General features: G+C 33.6%; 28 protein-coding genes. 19 read left to right on the plus strand and 9 right to left on the minus strand.

Annotated elements, in window-relative coordinates:
- Positions 1-42: 42 nt before the first annotated feature.
- The 4 genes from ACUL40_RS28195 to ACUL40_RS28210 all read right to left on the minus strand — a co-directional run bounded on the left by ACUL40_RS28195 (position 43) and on the right by ACUL40_RS28210 (position 3,283).
- Entirely contained in the window at positions 43-702 is a 660-nt protein-coding gene (locus ACUL40_RS28195) for a class D sortase (RefSeq protein ID WP_445423081.1), read from the minus strand.
- Positions 703-758: 56 nt separating this feature from the next.
- Positions 759-1,322: an excalibur calcium-binding domain-containing protein gene (locus ACUL40_RS28200; protein WP_272795623.1), complete on the minus strand. Its 564-nt coding sequence runs from the start codon at positions 1,320-1,322 to the stop codon at positions 759-761.
- 656 nt (positions 1,323-1,978) lie between these two features.
- Positions 1,979-2,740, minus strand: a complete 762-nt coding sequence (locus ACUL40_RS28205; RefSeq protein WP_445423082.1) for a GIY-YIG nuclease family protein — start codon at positions 2,738-2,740, stop codon at positions 1,979-1,981.
- 60 nt (positions 2,741-2,800) lie between these two features.
- Complete coding sequence (locus tag ACUL40_RS28210) at positions 2,801-3,283, minus strand: PH domain-containing protein (RefSeq protein WP_327896770.1); 483 nt, start codon at positions 3,281-3,283, stop codon at positions 2,801-2,803.
- A 435-nt stretch (positions 3,284-3,718) separates the two neighbouring features.
- Here ACUL40_RS28210 and ACUL40_RS28215 point away from each other — a divergent pair, with 435 nt between their 5' ends.
- A complete protein-coding gene (locus ACUL40_RS28215) occupies positions 3,719-4,489 on the plus strand; it encodes a hypothetical protein (protein WP_318788136.1) in 771 nt (256 codons plus the stop codon).
- 728 nt (positions 4,490-5,217) lie between these two features.
- Here ACUL40_RS28215 and ACUL40_RS28220 read toward each other — a convergent pair.
- Complete coding sequence (locus ACUL40_RS28220; protein ID WP_445423083.1) at positions 5,218-6,291, minus strand: response regulator aspartate phosphatase; 1,074 nt, start codon at positions 6,289-6,291, stop codon at positions 5,218-5,220.
- 295 nt (positions 6,292-6,586) lie between these two features.
- Here ACUL40_RS28220 and ACUL40_RS28225 point away from each other — a divergent pair, with 295 nt between their 5' ends.
- Entirely contained in the window at positions 6,587-6,814 is a 228-nt protein-coding gene (locus tag ACUL40_RS28225; protein WP_139889219.1) for a helix-turn-helix domain-containing protein, read from the plus strand.
- Between the two features lie 61 nt (positions 6,815-6,875).
- The gene (locus ACUL40_RS28230; protein ID WP_139889217.1) at positions 6,876-7,652 is read left to right on the plus strand and encodes a DUF2971 domain-containing protein; all 777 of its coding nucleotides are present in this window, start codon (positions 6,876-6,878) and stop codon (positions 7,650-7,652) included.
- A gap of 64 nt (positions 7,653-7,716) precedes the next feature.
- Here the strand turns inward: ACUL40_RS28230 and ACUL40_RS28235 are convergent, their stop codons facing one another.
- Positions 7,717-8,091, minus strand: coding sequence for a hypothetical protein (locus tag ACUL40_RS28235; protein WP_445423084.1), 375 nt, complete (start codon positions 8,089-8,091; stop codon positions 7,717-7,719).
- A gap of 46 nt (positions 8,092-8,137) precedes the next feature.
- Complete coding sequence (locus ACUL40_RS28240) at positions 8,138-8,377, minus strand: YolD-like family protein (RefSeq protein WP_445423085.1); 240 nt, start codon at positions 8,375-8,377, stop codon at positions 8,138-8,140.
- Between the two features lie 423 nt (positions 8,378-8,800).
- Between ACUL40_RS28240 and ACUL40_RS28245 the strand changes: the two genes are divergently transcribed.
- The 3 genes from ACUL40_RS28245 (at position 8,801) to ACUL40_RS28255 (ending at position 10,423) form a co-directional block, all read left to right on the plus strand.
- The gene (locus ACUL40_RS28245; protein ID WP_322360832.1) at positions 8,801-9,976 is read left to right on the plus strand and encodes an AimR family lysis-lysogeny pheromone receptor; all 1,176 of its coding nucleotides are present in this window, start codon (positions 8,801-8,803) and stop codon (positions 9,974-9,976) included.
- Complete coding sequence (locus ACUL40_RS28250; RefSeq protein WP_170925773.1) at positions 9,973-10,128, plus strand: hypothetical protein; 156 nt, start codon at positions 9,973-9,975, stop codon at positions 10,126-10,128. The genes ACUL40_RS28245 and ACUL40_RS28250 overlap by 4 nt, the downstream gene beginning before the upstream one ends.
- Before the next feature lie 169 nt (positions 10,129-10,297).
- Positions 10,298-10,423: a hypothetical protein gene (locus ACUL40_RS28255; protein WP_318788129.1), complete on the plus strand. Its 126-nt coding sequence runs from the start codon at positions 10,298-10,300 to the stop codon at positions 10,421-10,423.
- 25 nt (positions 10,424-10,448) lie between these two features.
- On the opposite strand, the gene ACUL40_RS28260 is transcribed toward ACUL40_RS28255, so the two are convergent.
- A complete protein-coding gene (locus ACUL40_RS28260) occupies positions 10,449-10,784 on the minus strand; it encodes a helix-turn-helix domain-containing protein (RefSeq protein WP_087965649.1) in 336 nt (111 codons plus the stop codon).
- A gap of 240 nt (positions 10,785-11,024) precedes the next feature.
- On the opposite strand from ACUL40_RS28260, the gene ACUL40_RS28265 reads away from it, so the two are divergent.
- Both ACUL40_RS28265 and ACUL40_RS28270 read left to right on the plus strand, forming a co-directional pair.
- Positions 11,025-11,234 (plus strand): helix-turn-helix domain-containing protein, encoded by a 210-nt coding sequence (locus tag ACUL40_RS28265; RefSeq protein WP_087965647.1) that lies wholly within the window; start codon positions 11,025-11,027, stop codon positions 11,232-11,234.
- A gap of 208 nt (positions 11,235-11,442) precedes the next feature.
- The gene (locus ACUL40_RS28270) at positions 11,443-11,580 is read left to right on the plus strand and encodes a hypothetical protein (RefSeq protein ID WP_170925772.1); all 138 of its coding nucleotides are present in this window, start codon (positions 11,443-11,445) and stop codon (positions 11,578-11,580) included.
- 262 nt (positions 11,581-11,842) lie between these two features.
- Here the strand turns inward: ACUL40_RS28270 and ACUL40_RS28275 are convergent, their stop codons facing one another.
- Entirely contained in the window at positions 11,843-12,091 is a 249-nt protein-coding gene (locus tag ACUL40_RS28275; protein ID WP_000805481.1) for a hypothetical protein, read from the minus strand.
- 350 nt (positions 12,092-12,441) lie between these two features.
- Here ACUL40_RS28275 and ACUL40_RS28280 point away from each other — a divergent pair, with 350 nt between their 5' ends.
- Genes ACUL40_RS28280 through ACUL40_RS28330 form a run of 11 tightly spaced genes read left to right on the plus strand, consistent with a single transcriptional unit; the run spans position 12,442 to position 16,872 of the window.
- Complete coding sequence (locus ACUL40_RS28280; RefSeq protein WP_000572098.1) at positions 12,442-12,642, plus strand: hypothetical protein; 201 nt, start codon at positions 12,442-12,444, stop codon at positions 12,640-12,642.
- A 1-nt stretch (position 12,643) separates the two neighbouring features.
- Positions 12,644-12,820 carry a hypothetical protein gene (locus ACUL40_RS28285; protein WP_168171569.1) on the plus strand — a complete coding sequence of 59 codons (177 nt, stop codon included), beginning with the start codon at positions 12,644-12,646 and terminating at the stop codon, positions 12,818-12,820.
- A gap of 17 nt (positions 12,821-12,837) precedes the next feature.
- Entirely contained in the window at positions 12,838-13,470 is a 633-nt protein-coding gene (locus tag ACUL40_RS28290) for a Sak single strand annealing protein (protein ID WP_079004499.1), read from the plus strand.
- A 15-nt stretch (positions 13,471-13,485) separates the two neighbouring features.
- A complete protein-coding gene (locus tag ACUL40_RS28295) occupies positions 13,486-13,662 on the plus strand; it encodes a hypothetical protein (RefSeq protein ID WP_168171570.1) in 177 nt (58 codons plus the stop codon).
- Positions 13,662-13,883, plus strand: a complete 222-nt coding sequence (locus ACUL40_RS28300; protein WP_079004500.1) for a hypothetical protein — start codon at positions 13,662-13,664, stop codon at positions 13,881-13,883. The genes ACUL40_RS28295 and ACUL40_RS28300 overlap by 1 nt, the downstream gene beginning before the upstream one ends.
- On the plus strand, positions 13,884-14,630 hold the full coding sequence (locus ACUL40_RS28305; RefSeq protein ID WP_079004501.1) for a DnaD domain protein: 747 nt from the start codon (positions 13,884-13,886) through the stop codon (positions 14,628-14,630). It begins immediately after the preceding gene.
- The gene (locus tag ACUL40_RS28310) at positions 14,614-15,372 is read left to right on the plus strand and encodes an ATP-binding protein (RefSeq protein ID WP_079004502.1); all 759 of its coding nucleotides are present in this window, start codon (positions 14,614-14,616) and stop codon (positions 15,370-15,372) included. The genes ACUL40_RS28305 and ACUL40_RS28310 overlap by 17 nt, the downstream gene beginning before the upstream one ends.
- A 14-nt stretch (positions 15,373-15,386) precedes the next feature.
- Complete coding sequence (locus tag ACUL40_RS28315) at positions 15,387-16,151, plus strand: DNA cytosine methyltransferase (protein WP_079004503.1); 765 nt, start codon at positions 15,387-15,389, stop codon at positions 16,149-16,151.
- 1 nt (position 16,152) lies between these two features.
- A complete protein-coding gene (locus tag ACUL40_RS28320; protein ID WP_000337746.1) occupies positions 16,153-16,416 on the plus strand; it encodes a hypothetical protein in 264 nt (87 codons plus the stop codon).
- Positions 16,331-16,612 (plus strand): helix-turn-helix domain-containing protein, encoded by a 282-nt coding sequence (locus tag ACUL40_RS28325; RefSeq protein WP_445423086.1) that lies wholly within the window; start codon positions 16,331-16,333, stop codon positions 16,610-16,612. Before ACUL40_RS28320 ends, ACUL40_RS28325 begins: the two co-directional genes overlap by 86 nt.
- Entirely contained in the window at positions 16,609-16,872 is a 264-nt protein-coding gene (locus ACUL40_RS28330) for a hypothetical protein (protein WP_025687798.1), read from the plus strand. The genes ACUL40_RS28325 and ACUL40_RS28330 overlap by 4 nt, the downstream gene beginning before the upstream one ends.
- The last annotated feature ends 980 nt before the right edge of the window (positions 16,873-17,852 follow it).

Consider the following 17,852-nt stretch of genomic DNA (forward strand, 5'->3'; position numbering starts at 1 on the left):
TGAACCATCTTAATTTTAATAATATGTATTGGACGCCAATCCTCACCGGATGGAAAGTAGAGATGATTCAATTATGTACCGATCTGGAGCGTCTCCTATATAGTCAAAAGGATAGCAAGTTGTTAAGGTTAATGTTGGCTCACTTTTGTCTACAATAACTGTTCGATCTTCTGAATCCGTTATCCAATGCTTATTAATTTCATATATATATGTTTTATTTTCATATTCCACGATAAGTTGGTCATTTTCCTTTAGTTGACCAAGCTCGGTAAAAACAGTATCTCTATGTCCACTTAAAACTGTATGACCATTTCCAGATGGTGTAGTAGTTAAGTCACTAACAAACATACCTACACCCTTTTTTAGTACTTTATCATCAGCTCCCCAATATACAGAATATTTCTTTTGTATTTTAGGGATAATTAAATATGCTACTTTATCTCCTAATTGATGGTTTACCGTTGAAGCTGGAATTTGTACAGGTTCTGCAGGTTGTAATGAAGTCTCAGTGTTTGTCTCTGTTTGATTGATATTTGTTGTTTCATTTTCTTTAGAAGGTGTGGAGGTTTCATAGTGTTTCGCTTCGTTGGTCGTTAGCGACTCTGCTGATTGTCTAGCACCATACCATTCTAGAAAATAATAGGAAAAGATAGTTAGTCCAATAACAGTTAAACATAAGCCTATCCATTGCTTTTTATTCATTTTTATCACTCCATTTGAAAACGACAGGATTTCTCCTGCCGTTTTAAGGAACTATTTTATGCGTTTGTCTTTTTACGACGGAACATTAATACAGATCCAGCTAATGCTAATCCTAAGCTTGCTAACATCATTGTAACACCGTTTGATGCTGTATTAGGTAATTTTTCACCTTGTTTTTTCGTTTCTTTTTTCACAACTGTATTAGTATTTTTCTTTGTTTCTTTTGCAGTTGTTTGAGGCTTAGTTTGTTCTTGTTTATTATTTGTTGATTGGTTGTTTTGTTTTGAATTCTCTTGCTTAGTGTTTTCTTGTTTAGCAGGTTCTTGCTTAGTTTGTTCTTGAGGTTTGTTTTCATCTTTTTTAGTAGTTTGCTTACTAGCTAAAAATTGATCGTAGTCCCCTTTTTTAACTTCACAAGGTAAGCCGTCATTGTCACGATCTAAGTCATGAGGATCGTTAGTTGCACTGTATCCATTGCTGTGCCAGAATTCCATAACTTCTTGTTTGTTTTTAAAGTGACCGCAATCCTTGTCGTTTGGATTTTTTTCTGCAAATGCAGCAGAACTGTACCCCACTGTTAATAGTGTTACCGCTGTTGCTGAAGCTAATAATTTTTTCATGATTTTCCCCATCTCCCTAAATGGTATGTATTTACATCGGAAATTTTTACATTTAAAAACTTTAAAACATAATAATATTATGTAGATAAATGTAAGATTTCCATATGATAATAGCAAACTATTTATTCGTATGTTGTCATATTCTGTCGAACAAAAATAAAAAAGACACCCAAAGGTGCCTTCCGACTTGAACTACTTTAATTTTATATAAATATACACGTATTACCCCTTTGTTATACGTGTAAACACATCCTATAAAACAGAATCGTCTATATACACCAGATTGTTAGTTCACAAAATATCAAGAGATTTGAGATCAATATGTTACGTCTTTCAAAGGAATCTGCTTTATAGAATGTATCCACAATTTATATTTTACTACATGTAATATTTGTTTGGTGTAATTTTCATGAATATGTATAATTGCATAAAGTTGATGAAAAAATACGAGTATAATTTGGTATTGTGTAATAAAGACAAGGCCCACCTACGGAAATAGGTGGGCTTTTTTATTGGGTATTACTATCTCAGTGCACAAAAGGGAATTTGTATTTAAATAATAGCATATCCTTAAAGTTCTTATATTGAGAAATAAAGAAAAGACACCCAAAGGTGCCTTCCTCCGACTTGAACCATCTTAATTTTAATAATATGTATTAAAAAGTAAGCTTACGGTATAAATATTTATCATCAACGATTCTGTTGTAAGTTGTAGAATCTGTTATCTTTATTTGTTCTAAAGCTTGATTAAAAGATATACCATGCATTAACATTAACATTCTTACTGCATGTAAATATTCTTCATACCAAAGATATGTAGCATTATCATCAGCGGATAATTCACGTATTGTGTGCTTTGCGATGAATGGACTAATATTTTGGTGAGAAAAACTTTCAATTAGTATATAATTTCCATCTGTTGCTACCGCTTGCCCTTGTATACTTCCACCAACACGATTCCAAGATAGCAAGTCTCCATGTTTCATTTTATAAGCCTCAATTAGTATCCCTTCTACTCTTTTAATATCTTCTTTAGCATACTCAGTAACCGGGAATTGCTGTGGATCAAAATTCCCCCACATAGCTTTATTTCCACTATGAGCAGGCTGATGGTGTGATGATTGAACAAACACAGAATAGCCGATTTTTTCGTGTGTTTTGAAATATTCCTGTATTTTTTCGAATTTACAACCGCTGGCATTCATTTTAATAATGCCATTATGTTGTTTAAATCGCTTTACTAAATCAACAGCAAGTCCTATATAAAGTATTTCCTTTGTTGTATAGTTCCAAAAACAATAGATTCCAGCCGAAGACCATCCATAATTATTATGAGAATTACAAATATCATCTAAAGCATCAGCGATTTGTTCAGTTTCATCTTTTGTATAGGCGTCTTGAATGATAGTTCCAAACATGTATATTCCTCCTTTATATTTAAATTTCACAAATAAAAGCACTCATTCGAGTGCTAATGTTTATTTCAACTTATTACGAATAGCTTTTAATACTCCATCGACGTTGTAATCAGGAATATTGCTAATCGTTCTCTTTTTTGTACCTAACATTTTCTTTATTTTTAAATAAATAACACCAGTATTCACGTTGGATAAGCCAAATAAATTTGGAGCAATATCGAAGTCTACGTTTTTAATATCCTTGTATTTAATTACTTCAGCTTCAGCGCCTCCGAAAAATCCGCCTTTCATCATTACGAGGTAGAGATTATGTTCCCCTACAACCATAAATCCCATTTTTGTTAATTTAGGATTAGCAACTTCAAAGCAGTAGATCGCTTCTTTAGCTTTCATAACCTTCTTTAAAGCATCGAAAGCATATTTATAATATGTGCGTTCTGTTTTCGGCAGTTCTTTTGATATTTCAACCATTTCTGCAAGTGTAACTGGGTATTCAATAATGCCAAAACGTTCATCAATTTTAGTGTATTTTGGAGTAGCCATATAATATCCCCTTTAAAAATGTAAGATTTAACCCAAGCATAACAAATCCAGTTACAACTATATTGTCATATTATGTCGAAGGAAAATAAAAAAAAGAGCCATAATTCTCAACGGGAAAATGATAAGAATTTACCGATGGATATTAGAGAAATATACTCTGTTTTTTACTAATATTGAATAATGGTTTTTATCAAATCTATAGGGGGATTTGTTTTTAATGTGGGTAGGAAGGAGTGTGTCTCGAAAGGTGTACCTTTTGGCAAGGTTTTCTTTAGTTAAATAATAGTAAACTCCAAAAAAGAAATTCTTATAAATTTACTTAATATTCTGAAAAGAATTTATCAAATCTTCATGAGTTTCCAAATAAAGTAAAAAAGTGTATGTTTATGGTAGTATTTGGTTTTTCAATAAAAATAGGGATAGGGAGGAAGAAATATGAAATTGGGGAGTAAAATTGCAGCAGGAATATTTACGTTATCTTTAACTATTGGTACTTTTGCACCTTCGTCATTTGCAAGTACAACAGAGGTTAAGAAAGATAGTGAAAAAATTGAATTGGCTCAAAAAGAGGGGCAAATCCAAAGTATTAAAGAAAATTACACCGATCTAAAAGTTCAAAAGAATTTAATAGAAAAGGTGAATGTCGGAGAGAAGTTAGATAATATTAATCCTGAAAAGAAAGCATTAGGAAAAAAAGAGATAATAAATGAGACAACTACTTTAACGACTTATCCTGACGGATCTAAAGAAGAAACTGGAATCGATTTTAGTCAAGCGAAATTTTTTGATGAAAAGGGAAATGAAGTTCATCCTACTAAAGCTGAACAGTTAAAAGGGATAACAACCGGACCACAAGGTAGTATCACAGGAGGTAGCTGGCAAAGGGGATCAGGGTATGCTTGTGTGCAAGGAGCTAAAGTATTTCGAAACGCATATTCTGCTTTCTCTGTTTATTACTATGCTGATTATTGCCATCACCAAGGAGCATACGATAAACTCGATAGAGTTTATGGTTGGGATATAAAAGCTCCTGGTGGAGGATATACGAAAGAGGATTGGGGAGTATTTAGACAATGGCAAAAGCCAGGTTATGAAGCTTACGGCGGAATTTCATTTAAATACACTGATTCAAGAGGTGGGGATACTCACCAATGGCTATATATTCGAGTAGCAGGTGGTAGTGCGTGGGAGGATTCAAATATATAAGAAATTTAGTATGAAAGAAAAGAGAACTCAGAATGGGTTCTCTTTTTGCTATTTTCTAACTATAAGTTATTCTTTTTTTGCTTCTCGGTGATTTTCTTTAATAGTTCAATGATTTGCTTTTCGTGTTCGGATCTTTGTCTTAAATATTGTATAAAATACAGTGCTGATAGTATTCCTATAAAATAAAGGGCGAATTCAGTAATCATTCTTATTAACACTACAAATAAAGACGTAGTACCGAAATACCAACTAAATGGAGCGACAATTAGAAAGCTTAGAATTATTGCTATCCATAAGTGATTTTTATTCATATACATCACCTTCCCTCTCAGATGTTAAAACAGGATTATTGTATAATTTTAACACATTTATTAAATATACATATTGAGAAAATAGTTGATTAGAACTGGATAATACGGAACATATAGGATTGCTACTTACTAAAATTAATCAATGAAGGTGGGTGGAAAACTTGTTTTCTAATAAGAAAAATAAAAAGAACCCTTGATAGTAGGGTTCTTTTTATTTTGTTAATAATTATTTGTGTTACGCATTGTAATGGGGTAATGACATAACATTTTAGTATTTTTTTTGTTAAATAGTTTCACCATGTGCATACTGAACAAAATCTACTTTTTCTTTTGATACAGTTTGTAAGTTTGTAGTGTTACTGAAGCTGAAAGACAAAAAACCTGTGACAATAGCAAAAACTAATAGAGATTTTTTCATTATTTTAAAGCTCCTTTCTCTGAAGCCTTTTTATCAGCTTCATTTGTCATGTGTAGATATTTGCTCGCTTTTTCATACGATTTTAACTCGTAAAACTTATTGCCTAGAACAGCTGAATAATCTTTTACGTATTTCCATAACTCTTCTTTCTTAAAATAAGAAATCCCTGCCAAAATGATGTCTTCTAATTCATCTGTACTTATATCGTCATTTAATCCTTTTAGAATATTGAAATGATGAGTATACTCTTCATTTGAAATTTTTAATCCGTTTTCAATGTGCAATCTGACAGCGTTTGTATCATTTAATTTAAAATACTCCTGCGCTAATAAGAATATTGTTTTTTGGTTATTTACAATTGATCCATTTAGGTATTTAATTGCTAGTTCGGAAAGGTTTTGATCTGCATACAATAATCCTAAATTATGTTTCACCTTTGCTGATAGTTTATCTTCGTCGTTCTTGTTGAAAGTATTTAAAGCCGTAAGGAAGTGTTCTTCCGCACTTTCATATTGACCGAGGGAAGTACAAGCGAGGCCTAGTGTGTTATTACAAGCAGCAACTTTGATTTCATACCCTGCATGCTTTGAAAATAATTCCTTTGCCTTTGTAGTATATTTGATTGCTGGAAGTGGCTGATAAATATGATAGTGGAAAGAACCAAACATGTAATTAAATTCAGCTATTTCAAGTTCATCTGGAATTTCTTTTAATAATGTCTCAGCTTCTTCGTATTGTTCTTTAGCAGAAGTGTAATCTCCCATGTTAATTGAATAAATTGCTTTGAAAAAAGAATGATAGTATCTTAGGAAGGTATCTGCTTGATCAGGTAAACAATCTATCTTTTCTAAACTATCTTTATAGTTTTTAATGTCATGGGTAAGTAACTTATATCTGAAGTCTAGTAATGAATAATAGATAAGGATATTTTGATCTTCTTCAATTTGATGGATTTTACTATCGATTTCTTTTTTGTAATTCGTGGATTTTACTATATGTTGTGAAATGATGGATTGATACCAATTGTTTAGTAGATTTGTTATTTCTCCTTTGGAGACAGTTTGCACATTCATATTTAATCCCCTCATTCTATTAGTATATATTTCCATAATCTTACCATGTTAACGAAATTCCAAGGTATTATTACTGTTGAAAAAATATAATTTGAATATTCTGTTTTTTTATACGGTAGATTTTATTTGATATCCGTAAGAATTTTGATTTGGATATTCAAAGATTGATAAGGTGATATTTGGGTGGATAAAGAACTCTCTTTTTAGGAGGGTTATTTATTTTCACTTATATGTTACTTATAAGTAACATACAATAAAATTGTTCATTACCTATAAGTAACAAGGAGTGATAGGGATGTTATTTATGCTAGATGAAATTATGACACCGAGAGAAGCGTGTAATCGATGGGGGATAACACAAGATGCGTTGAGGATGAAGTTAAAGAGATCTAAACAGGATGGTTTGGTAAGTAAACTGATTGATGAGGGAAAGTTGAAATACTACAAACCTGAAGAGAAACTACGAGGAGAATGGATTTTAACAATAGAAGCCATGAATATTCTTTTCCCTAAAAATGCCTAATTACTTTGGTGATTTTATATAATAGAAGAAAATAGCAATTTTAAGGGGAAGGTGAAAGTTTTTGTTTGTAGAACATGATGCAGTTAATTCGGATATAAGAGATGGTGCGAAATTATGGCGATACATGGATTTTACTAAATTAGTAAGTTTAATATCTACTAAGTCTTTATACTTTTGCAGAGCTGACAAGTTTAAGGATGTTTTTGAAGGTGAGATTTTCGGTTTAGAAGAGATGCGTAAGTACTATAGGTCTGTAAATTCCAATGGGGAATTAGTATTATTTGAAGAAACAGAGGGAACAAGATCAATAAATTTTGATGAATTTTTGAAGAGTACATATACATTTACGCAATTTGAAAAACAAAATGTATTTATAAACTGTTGGCATCTAAACGAATACGAATCAGCTGCAATGTGGGGATTATACTTAAAAAGTAATGAGGGGATTGCAATTCAAACTACTTTTGGTAGAGTTAAACAGAGTTTAAATGCCTGTAATAAGGAGATATATGCTGGGAAAGTAGAATATATAGATCATACTAAGTGTAGTAATTTTAATGGAAATATGATTTCTCCGTTTTTTACAAAAAGACTTTCATTTAAACATGAGGAAGAAGTTAGATTGGTTTATTCAGCTTTAAACGATAAAGAATATTCCCTGACAGAAAACAAGAATGCGTTTAGAGGGAGTGTTAAGGTAAATTTAAGTGATTTAATTGAATGTGTTTATGTTTCTCCAGATGCAGAATCATGGTTTGTAGAAGTAGTAAAGGCAACCCTTAAAAAATTTGATGTCGATGTAGAAGTTATACATTCAAAGTTATATGAACTGAATTAGTTTATTAGCAAGAGTAAATGTCATTTCTTTAAAAAATAAAAAGGAGCAAATCATTTGCTCCTTTTTACATAAATTCTACATAAAATTTAGTGTCGATAATTCCGAAAGCAACTTTACATGGAAACGGATTTTTTTCTACTGAAGCAGCACGCATACAAGAAAGTACCCAGTGTTCTAGTTCTAAAGGTAAACGATATGTTTGAATACTACCATCATTGCTCTTTACTGTTATAATCGGTGCATTTACCCTGGTTGTAGTAAAATCATCCGTTGTTATCATTGCTACTGCATCATTAGTGTAAAAACCAGCGTTTAATACCTCATAAACCATTCCGTCTTCCTCATTAATAATCATAGGTATATTTAGAAAGGGGTATTTTTTAATATCATTATGAATAACTACTCCTGCTGTGTTCTTTCTTAATTGATTCCCTTGCATTTTTACACTCCCTTAAATGAACCTAACTTGATACTGTTAATTTGTTCTATTTTACACCTATTATATTAGAAAATTGCAGTTTTATCTTGTTATAAAAAGCATCGGTACATATAACAGCACTATTTGATGGATCTATATCAACAACAGTCATATAGCTAGAGAGTAAATAACCGTCTTCGTAGTATGTAATTAGTATTTCTTCTTCAGATAATAAGGAACATAACAAAATGTTCTCAATCAGTTCCTTTTCTTCAGTAGCTAAGAGCGGCCACGTTACTCTATACATTCCTTAAATATTTCAATTGAGCCCAAAACTAAGAATGAAAAAAGAGAGCTGTAGCTCTCATGGTTAATACGGTAAAATGTGGATGGGATTACCTCATACAGAAAGATGCACTATTGCATATCTTTTTAGTAAAGCGTGAGAAAGCGTTGATATAAAGCTATTTTCAAACTTTCTCAACATTTTTCTGATAACCCCACGACTGAATTTTGGCAAAAATATGATATTATGAAAATAATAAAATAAACGGACGTAAAAAAGACCCACGGTGCAAGTAGTGCTGGTAACACTCTTACACTGCCCCTACTACCCTAGGGAACATTGTCGCGGATCTTATACACATAATTATAACACACCATAGATTGAGGGTGGCACGTTTTCCTTTATGGGGTTTACGTGTCTTTTGTTCCGGTAAGGAGGAGCAAAATGAAATATTGGTTAGCTAAAATCATTGATGAAATTGATTTTCAAAGAAAAAGCCAAGAAAATGTTGCTAAACATCTTGGAATCAGTGGACCTGCTTTTTCAAAAAACTTATCTGGTAAAAGTGAACTTAATTTTTTAAATATGATTAAGTTAGTGAAAGATTTGTATGAAGACAATGTCGAATTGACTTTTATGGTTAGGGAATTCTGTAAAAAGATGAATGGTAAGAAGAATATTAGAATGGCTATGGAATATGGAAATGCTATAGGAGACTTTGAGTTATTACGTATAGCAGTGCAAAAGGGGTTTAATTCAAATAACATAGTAACGAAAGAATGGGCATTTGTATACGAAATGGTATTAATCAGGCTAAAACGATTTTTAAGTGATAAATCCTTGTTAGAAGAATTAAACGAGCGGAAAAAGCACCGTATAGTTAAATCTGCTGAGACTAAAATAATGCTTGATATAATAACATTTTACACTCTATATGAATCCAGAGAATACAAAATGTTATTTAGTTATTCAGAAATGTTATTGCCTAAAATTGAAAAAATAAGTGATGCTTTTATACGTGATTTATATAGAGTAAGAATACAAGAAATTATTGCATATGCAAGTTTAATGGATGAACAGATAGACAAATCTAGAAATATTTGTCATGAAATATTGAATACAGAAGATGATTTCGGATACTTAGATATGTTAAAAGTATCTGCTTTAGGGTGCTTAGGTGAGTCATATAGTTTTGATAGCTACGAACAGTCATTGTGGTACTTAAATAAAGGAATAGACTTGTTAAATAAATGTCATTCTCATAGGGCGGTAGAACGGAATAGAAACTTTTTGAATATGCGTTCTTATATTAGATTGATAAGTAAAAAAAAATTACATGATTTAGACATATACGATGTTGGGGAGGAAGCCTTAAAGCACATAATTAACGGGAATGCAAAAGAAGCAGTAAGATTACTTAGAAATGAGGAAAAAGAAAAAGGCAAGCTTACTCCAATGAAACTTTGTTATTTAGGGATGGCATTGAAAGATCGATCATTGTTAGAACAGTCAATAGAAGGTTTTATTAATGAGGGATGCAAATTTTATTGCAGGTTACCCAGAAAAATATTGGGAGAATTTAATAAAAATGGTATAATGTACATAGGTGATGCTAAATGAAAAAAATACTAGCTTTAGTAACAACATTGGCATTAGCTGGAGCGTTATATGTTACTCCTGCTAAAGTCCAAAAAGAGCAACCTAAACAAGTAGCGAAGGATGCTCAAACACAAATTATGTTAAGAATGGATCCTGGGACTGGAATTGGTTAATACTAAGACGTCTAGGTTCTAATATAAATAGATTGAATGCGATTGTCTCATTAATGAGGCAATCGCATTCGTCGTTTATAAGGAGATTAACCAAAAGTTGAAAAAATAATATTAGTTATAGATTGTGAATTATTCACAAATTACATAGAAAATAATGGGGGTTTTAGGGATGAAAAAAGAGAACTTAGCTGAGGTACTATGGAAGACACTTGTTATGGGAAAAATCACAAGTGATGAAAATAAGAAAAAAGAAGTTTTTAATATAGAGCTACATATTATGAACAAAAAAAAATGATTGTTAGCATCTCACTGACAATCATTTAATCATCTGAACCAAGGGCTGCCTGCATCATTTTATAAAGCATCTCTTGTTCATGTTTAGGTTTTTGTTCTAGTTTTTCAAGTAAAACGTCAAACTTCTTTCGTAGGTCAGAGTATTGTTCACTACTTAAATGTGGATCGTCAGATAGCCCTAACAAATAATCAGTAGTTACATTTAGTACCTTAGATAATTTAGTTACAGACTCTCTAGATGGAGTCTTTTTATTACCTTCGAACCTTGAGATAGAAGCTTTAGTTAAATTAGTTAGTTCAGCTAATTCTTGCTGGGTTAAGTTTTTCTCTATCCTTAATTGTTTTAATCTCTCATTAAACATTTATATTTTTCCTCCCCTAGAAAAAAGTTACCCGTAGGGTCAACCTTTAATTATATATTAATACGAATGTTTCTTATAAGTAAACATTAAAAAGGGAATAAAAAATAAAGCTTTTTATATTTTTCACTGTTTTTTGTCCTTATATAACATGATTGAAATTTAATTTTATATTTTTCACAAAAATGTTGCCCTAAGGGTAACTTATGTGTATAATAAAAATTGTAAACGAGGTGATCATAAATGAAAGTTAACCATCAATTACTTTTAAGACTCCGCCGTAAACATAGTATGACACAACGAGAACTTGGCGAACGACTTAATAAGGCTAAAGAAACGATCTCTAGATATGAAAATGGAGTGAAGAATCCTAGCTTACAAACTTTATGTTCTTATGCAGAAGTTTTTGGTGTAACAATAGACGAATTAATGGAAAAGAAATTGAAAGTCTAATTTTTTTAACCCTTAGTTACCCTGAGGGTAACTAAGGCGGTTGATTAAAAATAATCGGAAAGCAAAATCCCTTAGATCAGGAGGAGGTTTAAATGTTAGAAGAAAGCATATTCTCACATTTAATGATATTAGTGGGTGTTATCTTGCTTGCAGGATTCATTCAACTTATGGAGTTCATAAACAAACGTTTGATTAAGGATGAAAAGTGATGGGTAAACAACAGCGAGATGAATACGAACGAAAGAAAATATTGTGGATCATAAAGGATTTAAGAGCAAAGGGTGTATATAACAGCGCAGATAAGGTTGAGGAAACATACAAGAGGTATATCATGCTTGCTAAATGATAAAAGCCCTACAAGGGGATGTAGGGCAAGACTAAGGGTATTGAAGAATTGTCGATTCTAAAAGTAAAGGACTTCTTGGAATGTAATAAGTTTAACACATAGTTCATTAAATTTTTATATAAAGATTTTACAGATTTATGAACACAATAAAATTTGATAAAAGGAGTGATTCATGTGGAAGACAACAAGAATCAAGCCCCTGCGGTAACAGAGGCTGTTGTAGAAGTGAAAATTCTATTAAATAATAAGCAAATTTGTGAATCTAACGTTGTACTTCAACTTGACCAGAAATAGTAGCACTATATCGTTCATGCATACGTTTTCTTAAGTTATCTTCATAAGCTTTTGTCGCTTCTTTTATAACCATTTCTAGACTGCTCTCTGGAGTTAAATCATTATACTGGTGCGATTGTTCATGGACGTATTTTAAAACACCGTCAACAATTTCATGATGAGATAGTTTGAAAATATCATCTAAGTCAACACGAATATTTATAGTAGTTGGTTTCATAAAAACACCTCCTTCCGTCTGATCAATTCGACAAAAAGGAGGAAAATCCTACAAGGATAAGATGCGCGTTCACTTGTCGTAATATTCAGGAATTTAATGATGTTCCCCATCTAGTAAAAGGATTCCTGGATATTTTGATGCATGAAAGCATCAAAAAAGCCCGTACAGAAGCACAGGCCAGTTGTTACACATATCGGCAACTAAATTTTAACAAACTTTCAGAAAGTTAGCTATTGAAAAATAAAAAACGCTCGATGGCAACGAGCGATGTAGAGAAAACATTCCCTAAAATTAGCTACCTATATTATACCATAAGTTTTCTCTCAGTAAATAAGGAGGAATTCAAAAAAATGATTGAAAATCCAATTACTTACGGAAACCATCATGATTCATCAGCAAGAGACTTTATGGATTATTGCCAAGGGTGTGGTGGAGAAATCTTCTACGGAGAAGGGTACCTTGATTTTAGTGGTGATCCAATCCATACCGAATCCGAATGTATCAAACAGTACGTTGAAGAACATTCGATGAAGAAAGTAGCAGGTGAATAAGGTGGTCCTACAAAACAAAATTGAAGCTGAAATTCAAATTATGAAGTGTCTAGTTGAACGATACAAGCAAAGCAAAGAGCCTGACGCTGCATCAATGGTTGTAGCTTACGAATATGGATTACAAGCACTTATGGAAGTGTATGAAGCTAGTAAACAAACGGAAATAGCAACATTTTAAAAGAAGGGGAGTTTCATATGATAACTGAAAATTACTTTTCTAAATTGGCTCAAATAGATTGTTCGGGACATGTTGAGAAGAAAGGGCGTTTTAATTACTTATCGTGGGCATGGGCGGTTAAAAGGCTTCGTGAAGTAGATCCAACAGCCACATGGGAAGTAAAACGATTTGATGGAGTGCCTTACCTCAAAACAGATTGTGGTTACTTTGTAGAAGTTGAAGTAACTGTACAAGGAATACCACTAAGTCAGATTCACCCGATACTTAACAATCAGAACAAGCCGATTGCGGAGCCTAACAGCTTTGACATTAACACAAGTATCCAACGTTGCCTAGTAAAAGCAATTGCACTTCACGGATTAGGATTATACATCTATGCAGGTGAAGATTTACCAGAGATTCAAGAGGAAATGATTACTGCTCAACAAGTTGGAGCAATTAAATTAAACATAAAAAAATTAGCTACCCTTCGAAAAGTGGATGAAGACACGATTAAAGGACACTTAAGTATTAAAGAAGTTGGCGAATTGACATTAAAACAAGCTGGAGAAGTACTTAAGAAATTAACAAAGTGGGTTAAACAGGCTGAAAAAGAAACTTCTGAAATTGAAGAGCAAGAACAAGTAGAAAAAATAGAACAAACAAACTAAGGAGATGCTAAACCTATGTTAGACAAAAATCAATCTAAAGTCGTCCTTCCGAAGTGGGTGTGGAAGGGCGCATGGAATGAAAAAGAAGCGAGAGTAAAGGCGATTGAGTACATTACTCCTGATCGCTACCCAGGATATAAAATAATCAAAATTCAAGGCGACATAGCGGTATGCGAAAGGGAGAATGCGTAATGATACCGATTCGAGTTAAACGAGGATCAAAAACTGAGTTAATAAAAGCGGTACGCGAGTTAGAAAAACGCGGATTTGATTATGTAACACCAATTAAAGCAGTTTATAAAACAAAAAAAGATTTTGTATATAACGAAAACAAGAACATCAAAGGTGGCTATAAATTCTACGGAATGGAAGAATACGTCTCTTATGAATGTTGGATGAAGAAGGTGAACTAAATGAATTTTATTGATAAACGAAAAGGATTTTTCATGATAGAGAATGATGCAATAGACAATTGTGATTTGGATGTTTATGAATTTAAGGCTTACGCAGTAATTGTGAGACATGCAAATCGAGATACACAATCAGCGTTCCCTTCTTTAACAACTTTAACAGAGAAAGTCGGATGCGGAAGAAAGAAAATAGTTCAATGTATCAAGTCATTAGAAGAAAAAGGTTATATCCAAAAGGTCAATAGGAAGGACGATCAAGGAAATAACTTATCCAATATCTATTATGTTCTCCCTACCCCTAGTGTCTCACAGAAACTAGTAGTGTCTGGGGGAAACCAGGGTAGTGTCTCAGAGAAACCAGGGGTAGTATCTGAGGGGAACTGTAACAATACTAATCTTAACAATACTAATTTAACAATAAGTAGTAGTAAGAATCCCTTCTCATTCTATGAAAGTAACATTGGAGTTTTAAATCCATTCATGGCAGGTAGCGTAGAACAGTGGATTAAAGATACAAGCGAAGAACTTGTTATAGCAGCTATGGAACGTGCATTAAAGAAGCAGGCTAAATGGAATTACGCTGAAGGCATCTTAAAACAGTGGGCTAACAAAAACGTTAAGACTTTAGGTGATGTGGAAGCTTTAGAAGCTGAATACCAAAGAAATAAAGGAGCGAAGAACAATGCAGAGAGCAGCGGCAGCAATACCAACCGATATAGCCAAAAAGGTGAATATGATTATGGATTCTGATGTGTGTGATACACATGGCATGAATAAGATGAAGTTCGGTGGACAAGTTGTTTGCCCTCGATGCTTCCTTGAAAACGATAGTAAGAAGCTTCAGCAACAGGAGCAAGCGAAATACGATGCGGATAAAGCAAATGAGAAGAAGTTCATGTTTCACCAACAAAGCATGATAGCCGATAGCAATATTAAACAAGCTAATTTTGATAATTACAAACCTACTAGCAAGGAAGGAACGAAGAACCTTGGACTGGCAAAGGTAATTGCTACGGATTATCTCAATGGTAAAGTATTTAACACGATTATGGCGGGAAATTGCGGAGCAGGGAAAACACATCTTGCTTACGCTATAGCGGATCAGCTTGCAGGAGCAGGGAAGTCAGTTGTCTTCGTTACAGTAGGTGAATTGCTACGGAAGATTAAAAGTACGTTCAATAAAGATTCTACCTTAACTGAGGATGCAATCATTCAAAGTTTAGTAAGAGCACAAGTATTAATAGTCGATGATTTAGGAGCAGAGTTAGGCGCATTAGATGCAAATACAAAAGCAACAAACTTCATTAATAGGGTGCTATTCGATGTTTTTGATGGTAGGCAAGGTAAATCTACTATTTTCACGACAAACCTCACAGGGAAGCGTTTAGACGAGGCATACGATGAAAGGATTGTATCGCGGATTCTCAATAATTTCAGAACGATTACTTTCAAAGAAACAAAGGATTATAGAAGAAGGGCATTGCCATTTTAAAAGGAGGACGGAATATGCAAATGCTTGATCTATTTTCAGGGATCGGCGGTATTAGTTTAGCGGCGGATTGGGCTGGGATTGAAACAGTAGCCTTTTGCGAGATTGAACCATTCAATCAGAAAGTATTAAACAAGCATTGGCCTATAGTACCAATCTTTTCAGATATACGAAAACTTACAAAACGATCATTAGAAGAACGGGGTGTTGATGTTGGAACAATTAGCATTGTGGCAGGAGGATACCCTTGCCAACCTTTCAGTGTTGCCGGGGACAGAAAGGGCGAAGAGGATGACCGTCATCTCTGGCCAGAAGTATTCCGTTTATTACAAGAAATCAGGCCAACTTGGTTTATTGGTGAAAATGTTGCTGGACACGTCACATTGGGACTCGACAATGTGCTTACTGACTTGGAAAGTATCGGCTACACCTCACAACCGTTTGTTATTCCGGCTTGTGCCATCGGTGCCCCGCATAGAAGGGAAAGAGTCTTTATTATCTCGTTTCTTTCCAACTCCAACTGCATCAGATACCAGGGGTCTCAACAATTACGAGAAGACATTAGCAAAATTGAAAAATGGGGAAAGGGCTCATTTGGGACAACTTCCAAACTATTTGATGATATTGACTGGGAAAAGAGGGCGTTCCAATCCAGCTTTTTGGGAAGAGGTGATGGGCTTCCCAATCGGATGGACAGAATTAGAAGCTTAGGTAATGCAGTTGTACCTCAGCAAATTTATCCGATATTTGCAGCAATAGCAAAGATAGAAAGGGGAGATTGAGATGTGTGTATGTGAAGGAACAGGAGTAATTAAGAACGATATGGGGAATGGTTGCTATCAATTTGCACCGTGTATTTGCGAAGCAGGGAATCGCAGTCCTGAAGAAGTGGATAGAAGACGTCATGCCGTTATGGCGGAGTTACGAGAAATTCATCAATTACAACTGGAGGGGAAATGGGATGCCACGACTTGGAACGGATTTGGAAAAGGAGAATTACACAATGGCGTTGCAGCAGGGAAAGTACATGAAGAAGTCGCGTCGTAATTTATATATTGCTTTAGAAGAGTTGGACTTAGTATTTGATGAAAGCGAAGTGATTCAATTACGAGAAATGTGGGATAAAGATATTCTTGAAATAGCAAAAGAGTTAGGGAGGCATCAACTAGAAATTGCTGCATTAATTATGGATCAGGCAGATAAGAACAAAATCAAATCGCGTCCAATGGGGTTAGGGGCATGAAGCAACTAACACTGGAGGATGTAGTCGGAAGTTTTGATTATACTGCAACAAGTACCGTGGATAAATTCTTGAAGCGTAATAGCGTTATGACGTACTCAGTAGAGTTTTACGACAAAGACGAGAAGTGGAAGCTTCGTTGGTTTGAGGCGAAGTCCGAGAGCGAAGCTATAGAAATGGCTAAAAGAAAATACGGAAAGATACAGATTATTACCACGTATATTTCCGATAGAACCTTAGAAGAGATAATGAATTTAGATTAGGAGACATAGCGTTATGACGTATTTAAAGGGCAGAAACTTATTTAATTGAACGAGACACTCATAGGCGTCATAGCGTCAGTAGAAACGTTGGGATTATTGGAATCAGAAAGGAGAAATATGGGCTTCGGATTTACGGGCTATGGGCACTAAATAAAAAAATGGTCCTTACTATTACGTAAGAACCCCATAATCGCAGAAAAAGAGTCGTATGTGAAACCAAGTAGGAATCACAATAATATTTTAACATCTAAATATATAGTTGTCTATACATCAAATCAAACAACATAGTTATTAAAACGAAGGAGCCCTAGATTTAGGGATCTAGGGCTTCTTGTGTCGGTATAACTCACATAATGTTATGAAAAGAACTTACTGAAGATAACATATGAATGTTTCGTAAATGTATCAAAAAAGTGAACAAAATAGTTATTTTATGATGAATAAATAAAAGAACCCGTTTGTTATAAACGGATTCTTCCCACAAGATTTGCAAGAAATTCAAGGTAACTAGACCGGAGCACTTATTGAATTTCTTGTGATAATACTGTATGTAAAGGAATCAATAAGGTTAATGAAATTTAAACAAAATCGTTATTTGAATAAAAGGAGCCCCATTTGTCTGGGGAGCCCCTAAGGGTAATCGTCAAGTAATGACGTACTCGACTAATTAACAATATCATGAATTTTTTGGTAAAAATACTGGTAAATGTACCCAAATAAGCAGGGCATCAATTTGAATAAAAAATGCTATTTTAGTAGAAAACGTTGAAAAAGGACCCGGAAAAGGGGTAGGGGTCCTTTTTAATGGAACAATAGAACTTTATGGGATTACCAATAGATTACCATAAAAGGTAATTTATTTCCAGATTGTAGATATTGAGAAAACTTTATATAAAAATTTCATTTTGTATTAGGTTGGAATATAAAAAGAGCACTTAGTAAAGTGCTCTCGTGACGAGTCTCATTTTATAACGACTATT

It is taken from the genome of Bacillus sp. KNSH39 (assembly GCF_052656585.1).

What these genes read in the sequence shown, in the direction of transcription:
- ACUL40_RS28290 (WP_079004499.1), top strand. Translation starts at nt 12,838, where the DNA reads ATGATAACTGAAAATTACTTTTCTAAATTGGCTCAAATAGATTGTTCG.
- ACUL40_RS28325 (WP_445423086.1), top strand. Translation starts at nt 16,331, where the DNA reads ATGCCACGACTTGGAACGGATTTGGAAAAGGAGAATTACACAATGGCG.
- ACUL40_RS28205 (WP_445423082.1), bottom strand. Translation starts at nt 2,740, where the DNA reads ATGTTTGGAACTATCATTCAAGACGCCTATACAAAAGATGAAACTGAA.
- ACUL40_RS28265 (WP_087965647.1), top strand. Translation starts at nt 11,025, where the DNA reads ATGAAAGTTAACCATCAATTACTTTTAAGACTCCGCCGTAAACATAGT.
- ACUL40_RS28270 (WP_170925772.1), top strand. Translation starts at nt 11,443, where the DNA reads ATGGGTAAACAACAGCGAGATGAATACGAACGAAAGAAAATATTGTGG.
- ACUL40_RS28315 (WP_079004503.1), top strand. Translation starts at nt 15,387, where the DNA reads ATGCAAATGCTTGATCTATTTTCAGGGATCGGCGGTATTAGTTTAGCG.
- ACUL40_RS28220 (WP_445423083.1), bottom strand. Translation starts at nt 6,291, where the DNA reads ATGAATGTGCAAACTGTCTCCAAAGGAGAAATAACAAATCTACTAAAC.
- ACUL40_RS28255 (WP_318788129.1), top strand. Translation starts at nt 10,298, where the DNA reads ATGAAAAAAGAGAACTTAGCTGAGGTACTATGGAAGACACTTGTTATG.
- ACUL40_RS28280 (WP_000572098.1), top strand. Translation starts at nt 12,442, where the DNA reads ATGATTGAAAATCCAATTACTTACGGAAACCATCATGATTCATCAGCA.
- ACUL40_RS28330 (WP_025687798.1), top strand. Translation starts at nt 16,609, where the DNA reads ATGAAGCAACTAACACTGGAGGATGTAGTCGGAAGTTTTGATTATACT.
- ACUL40_RS28200 (WP_272795623.1), bottom strand. Translation starts at nt 1,322, where the DNA reads ATGAAAAAATTATTAGCTTCAGCAACAGCGGTAACACTATTAACAGTG.
- ACUL40_RS28225 (WP_139889219.1), top strand. Translation starts at nt 6,587, where the DNA reads ATGTTATTTATGCTAGATGAAATTATGACACCGAGAGAAGCGTGTAAT.
- ACUL40_RS28250 (WP_170925773.1), top strand. Translation starts at nt 9,973, where the DNA reads ATGAAAAAAATACTAGCTTTAGTAACAACATTGGCATTAGCTGGAGCG.
- ACUL40_RS28210 (WP_327896770.1), bottom strand. Translation starts at nt 3,283, where the DNA reads ATGGCTACTCCAAAATACACTAAAATTGATGAACGTTTTGGCATTATT.
- ACUL40_RS28320 (WP_000337746.1), top strand. Translation starts at nt 16,153, where the DNA reads ATGTGTGTATGTGAAGGAACAGGAGTAATTAAGAACGATATGGGGAAT.
- ACUL40_RS28240 (WP_445423085.1), bottom strand. Translation starts at nt 8,377, where the DNA reads ATGTATAGAGTAACGTGGCCGCTCTTAGCTACTGAAGAAAAGGAACTG.
- ACUL40_RS28235 (WP_445423084.1), bottom strand. Translation starts at nt 8,091, where the DNA reads ATGCAAGGGAATCAATTAAGAAAGAACACAGCAGGAGTAGTTATTCAT.
- ACUL40_RS28300 (WP_079004500.1), top strand. Translation starts at nt 13,662, where the DNA reads ATGATACCGATTCGAGTTAAACGAGGATCAAAAACTGAGTTAATAAAA.
- ACUL40_RS28305 (WP_079004501.1), top strand. Translation starts at nt 13,884, where the DNA reads ATGAATTTTATTGATAAACGAAAAGGATTTTTCATGATAGAGAATGAT.
- ACUL40_RS28310 (WP_079004502.1), top strand. Translation starts at nt 14,614, where the DNA reads ATGATTATGGATTCTGATGTGTGTGATACACATGGCATGAATAAGATG.
- ACUL40_RS28245 (WP_322360832.1), top strand. Translation starts at nt 8,801, where the DNA reads ATGAAATATTGGTTAGCTAAAATCATTGATGAAATTGATTTTCAAAGA.
- ACUL40_RS28275 (WP_000805481.1), bottom strand. Translation starts at nt 12,091, where the DNA reads ATGAAACCAACTACTATAAATATTCGTGTTGACTTAGATGATATTTTC.
- ACUL40_RS28260 (WP_087965649.1), bottom strand. Translation starts at nt 10,784, where the DNA reads ATGTTTAATGAGAGATTAAAACAATTAAGGATAGAGAAAAACTTAACC.
- ACUL40_RS28195 (WP_445423081.1), bottom strand. Translation starts at nt 702, where the DNA reads ATGAATAAAAAGCAATGGATAGGCTTATGTTTAACTGTTATTGGACTA.
- ACUL40_RS28215 (WP_318788136.1), top strand. Translation starts at nt 3,719, where the DNA reads ATGAAATTGGGGAGTAAAATTGCAGCAGGAATATTTACGTTATCTTTA.
- ACUL40_RS28295 (WP_168171570.1), top strand. Translation starts at nt 13,486, where the DNA reads ATGTTAGACAAAAATCAATCTAAAGTCGTCCTTCCGAAGTGGGTGTGG.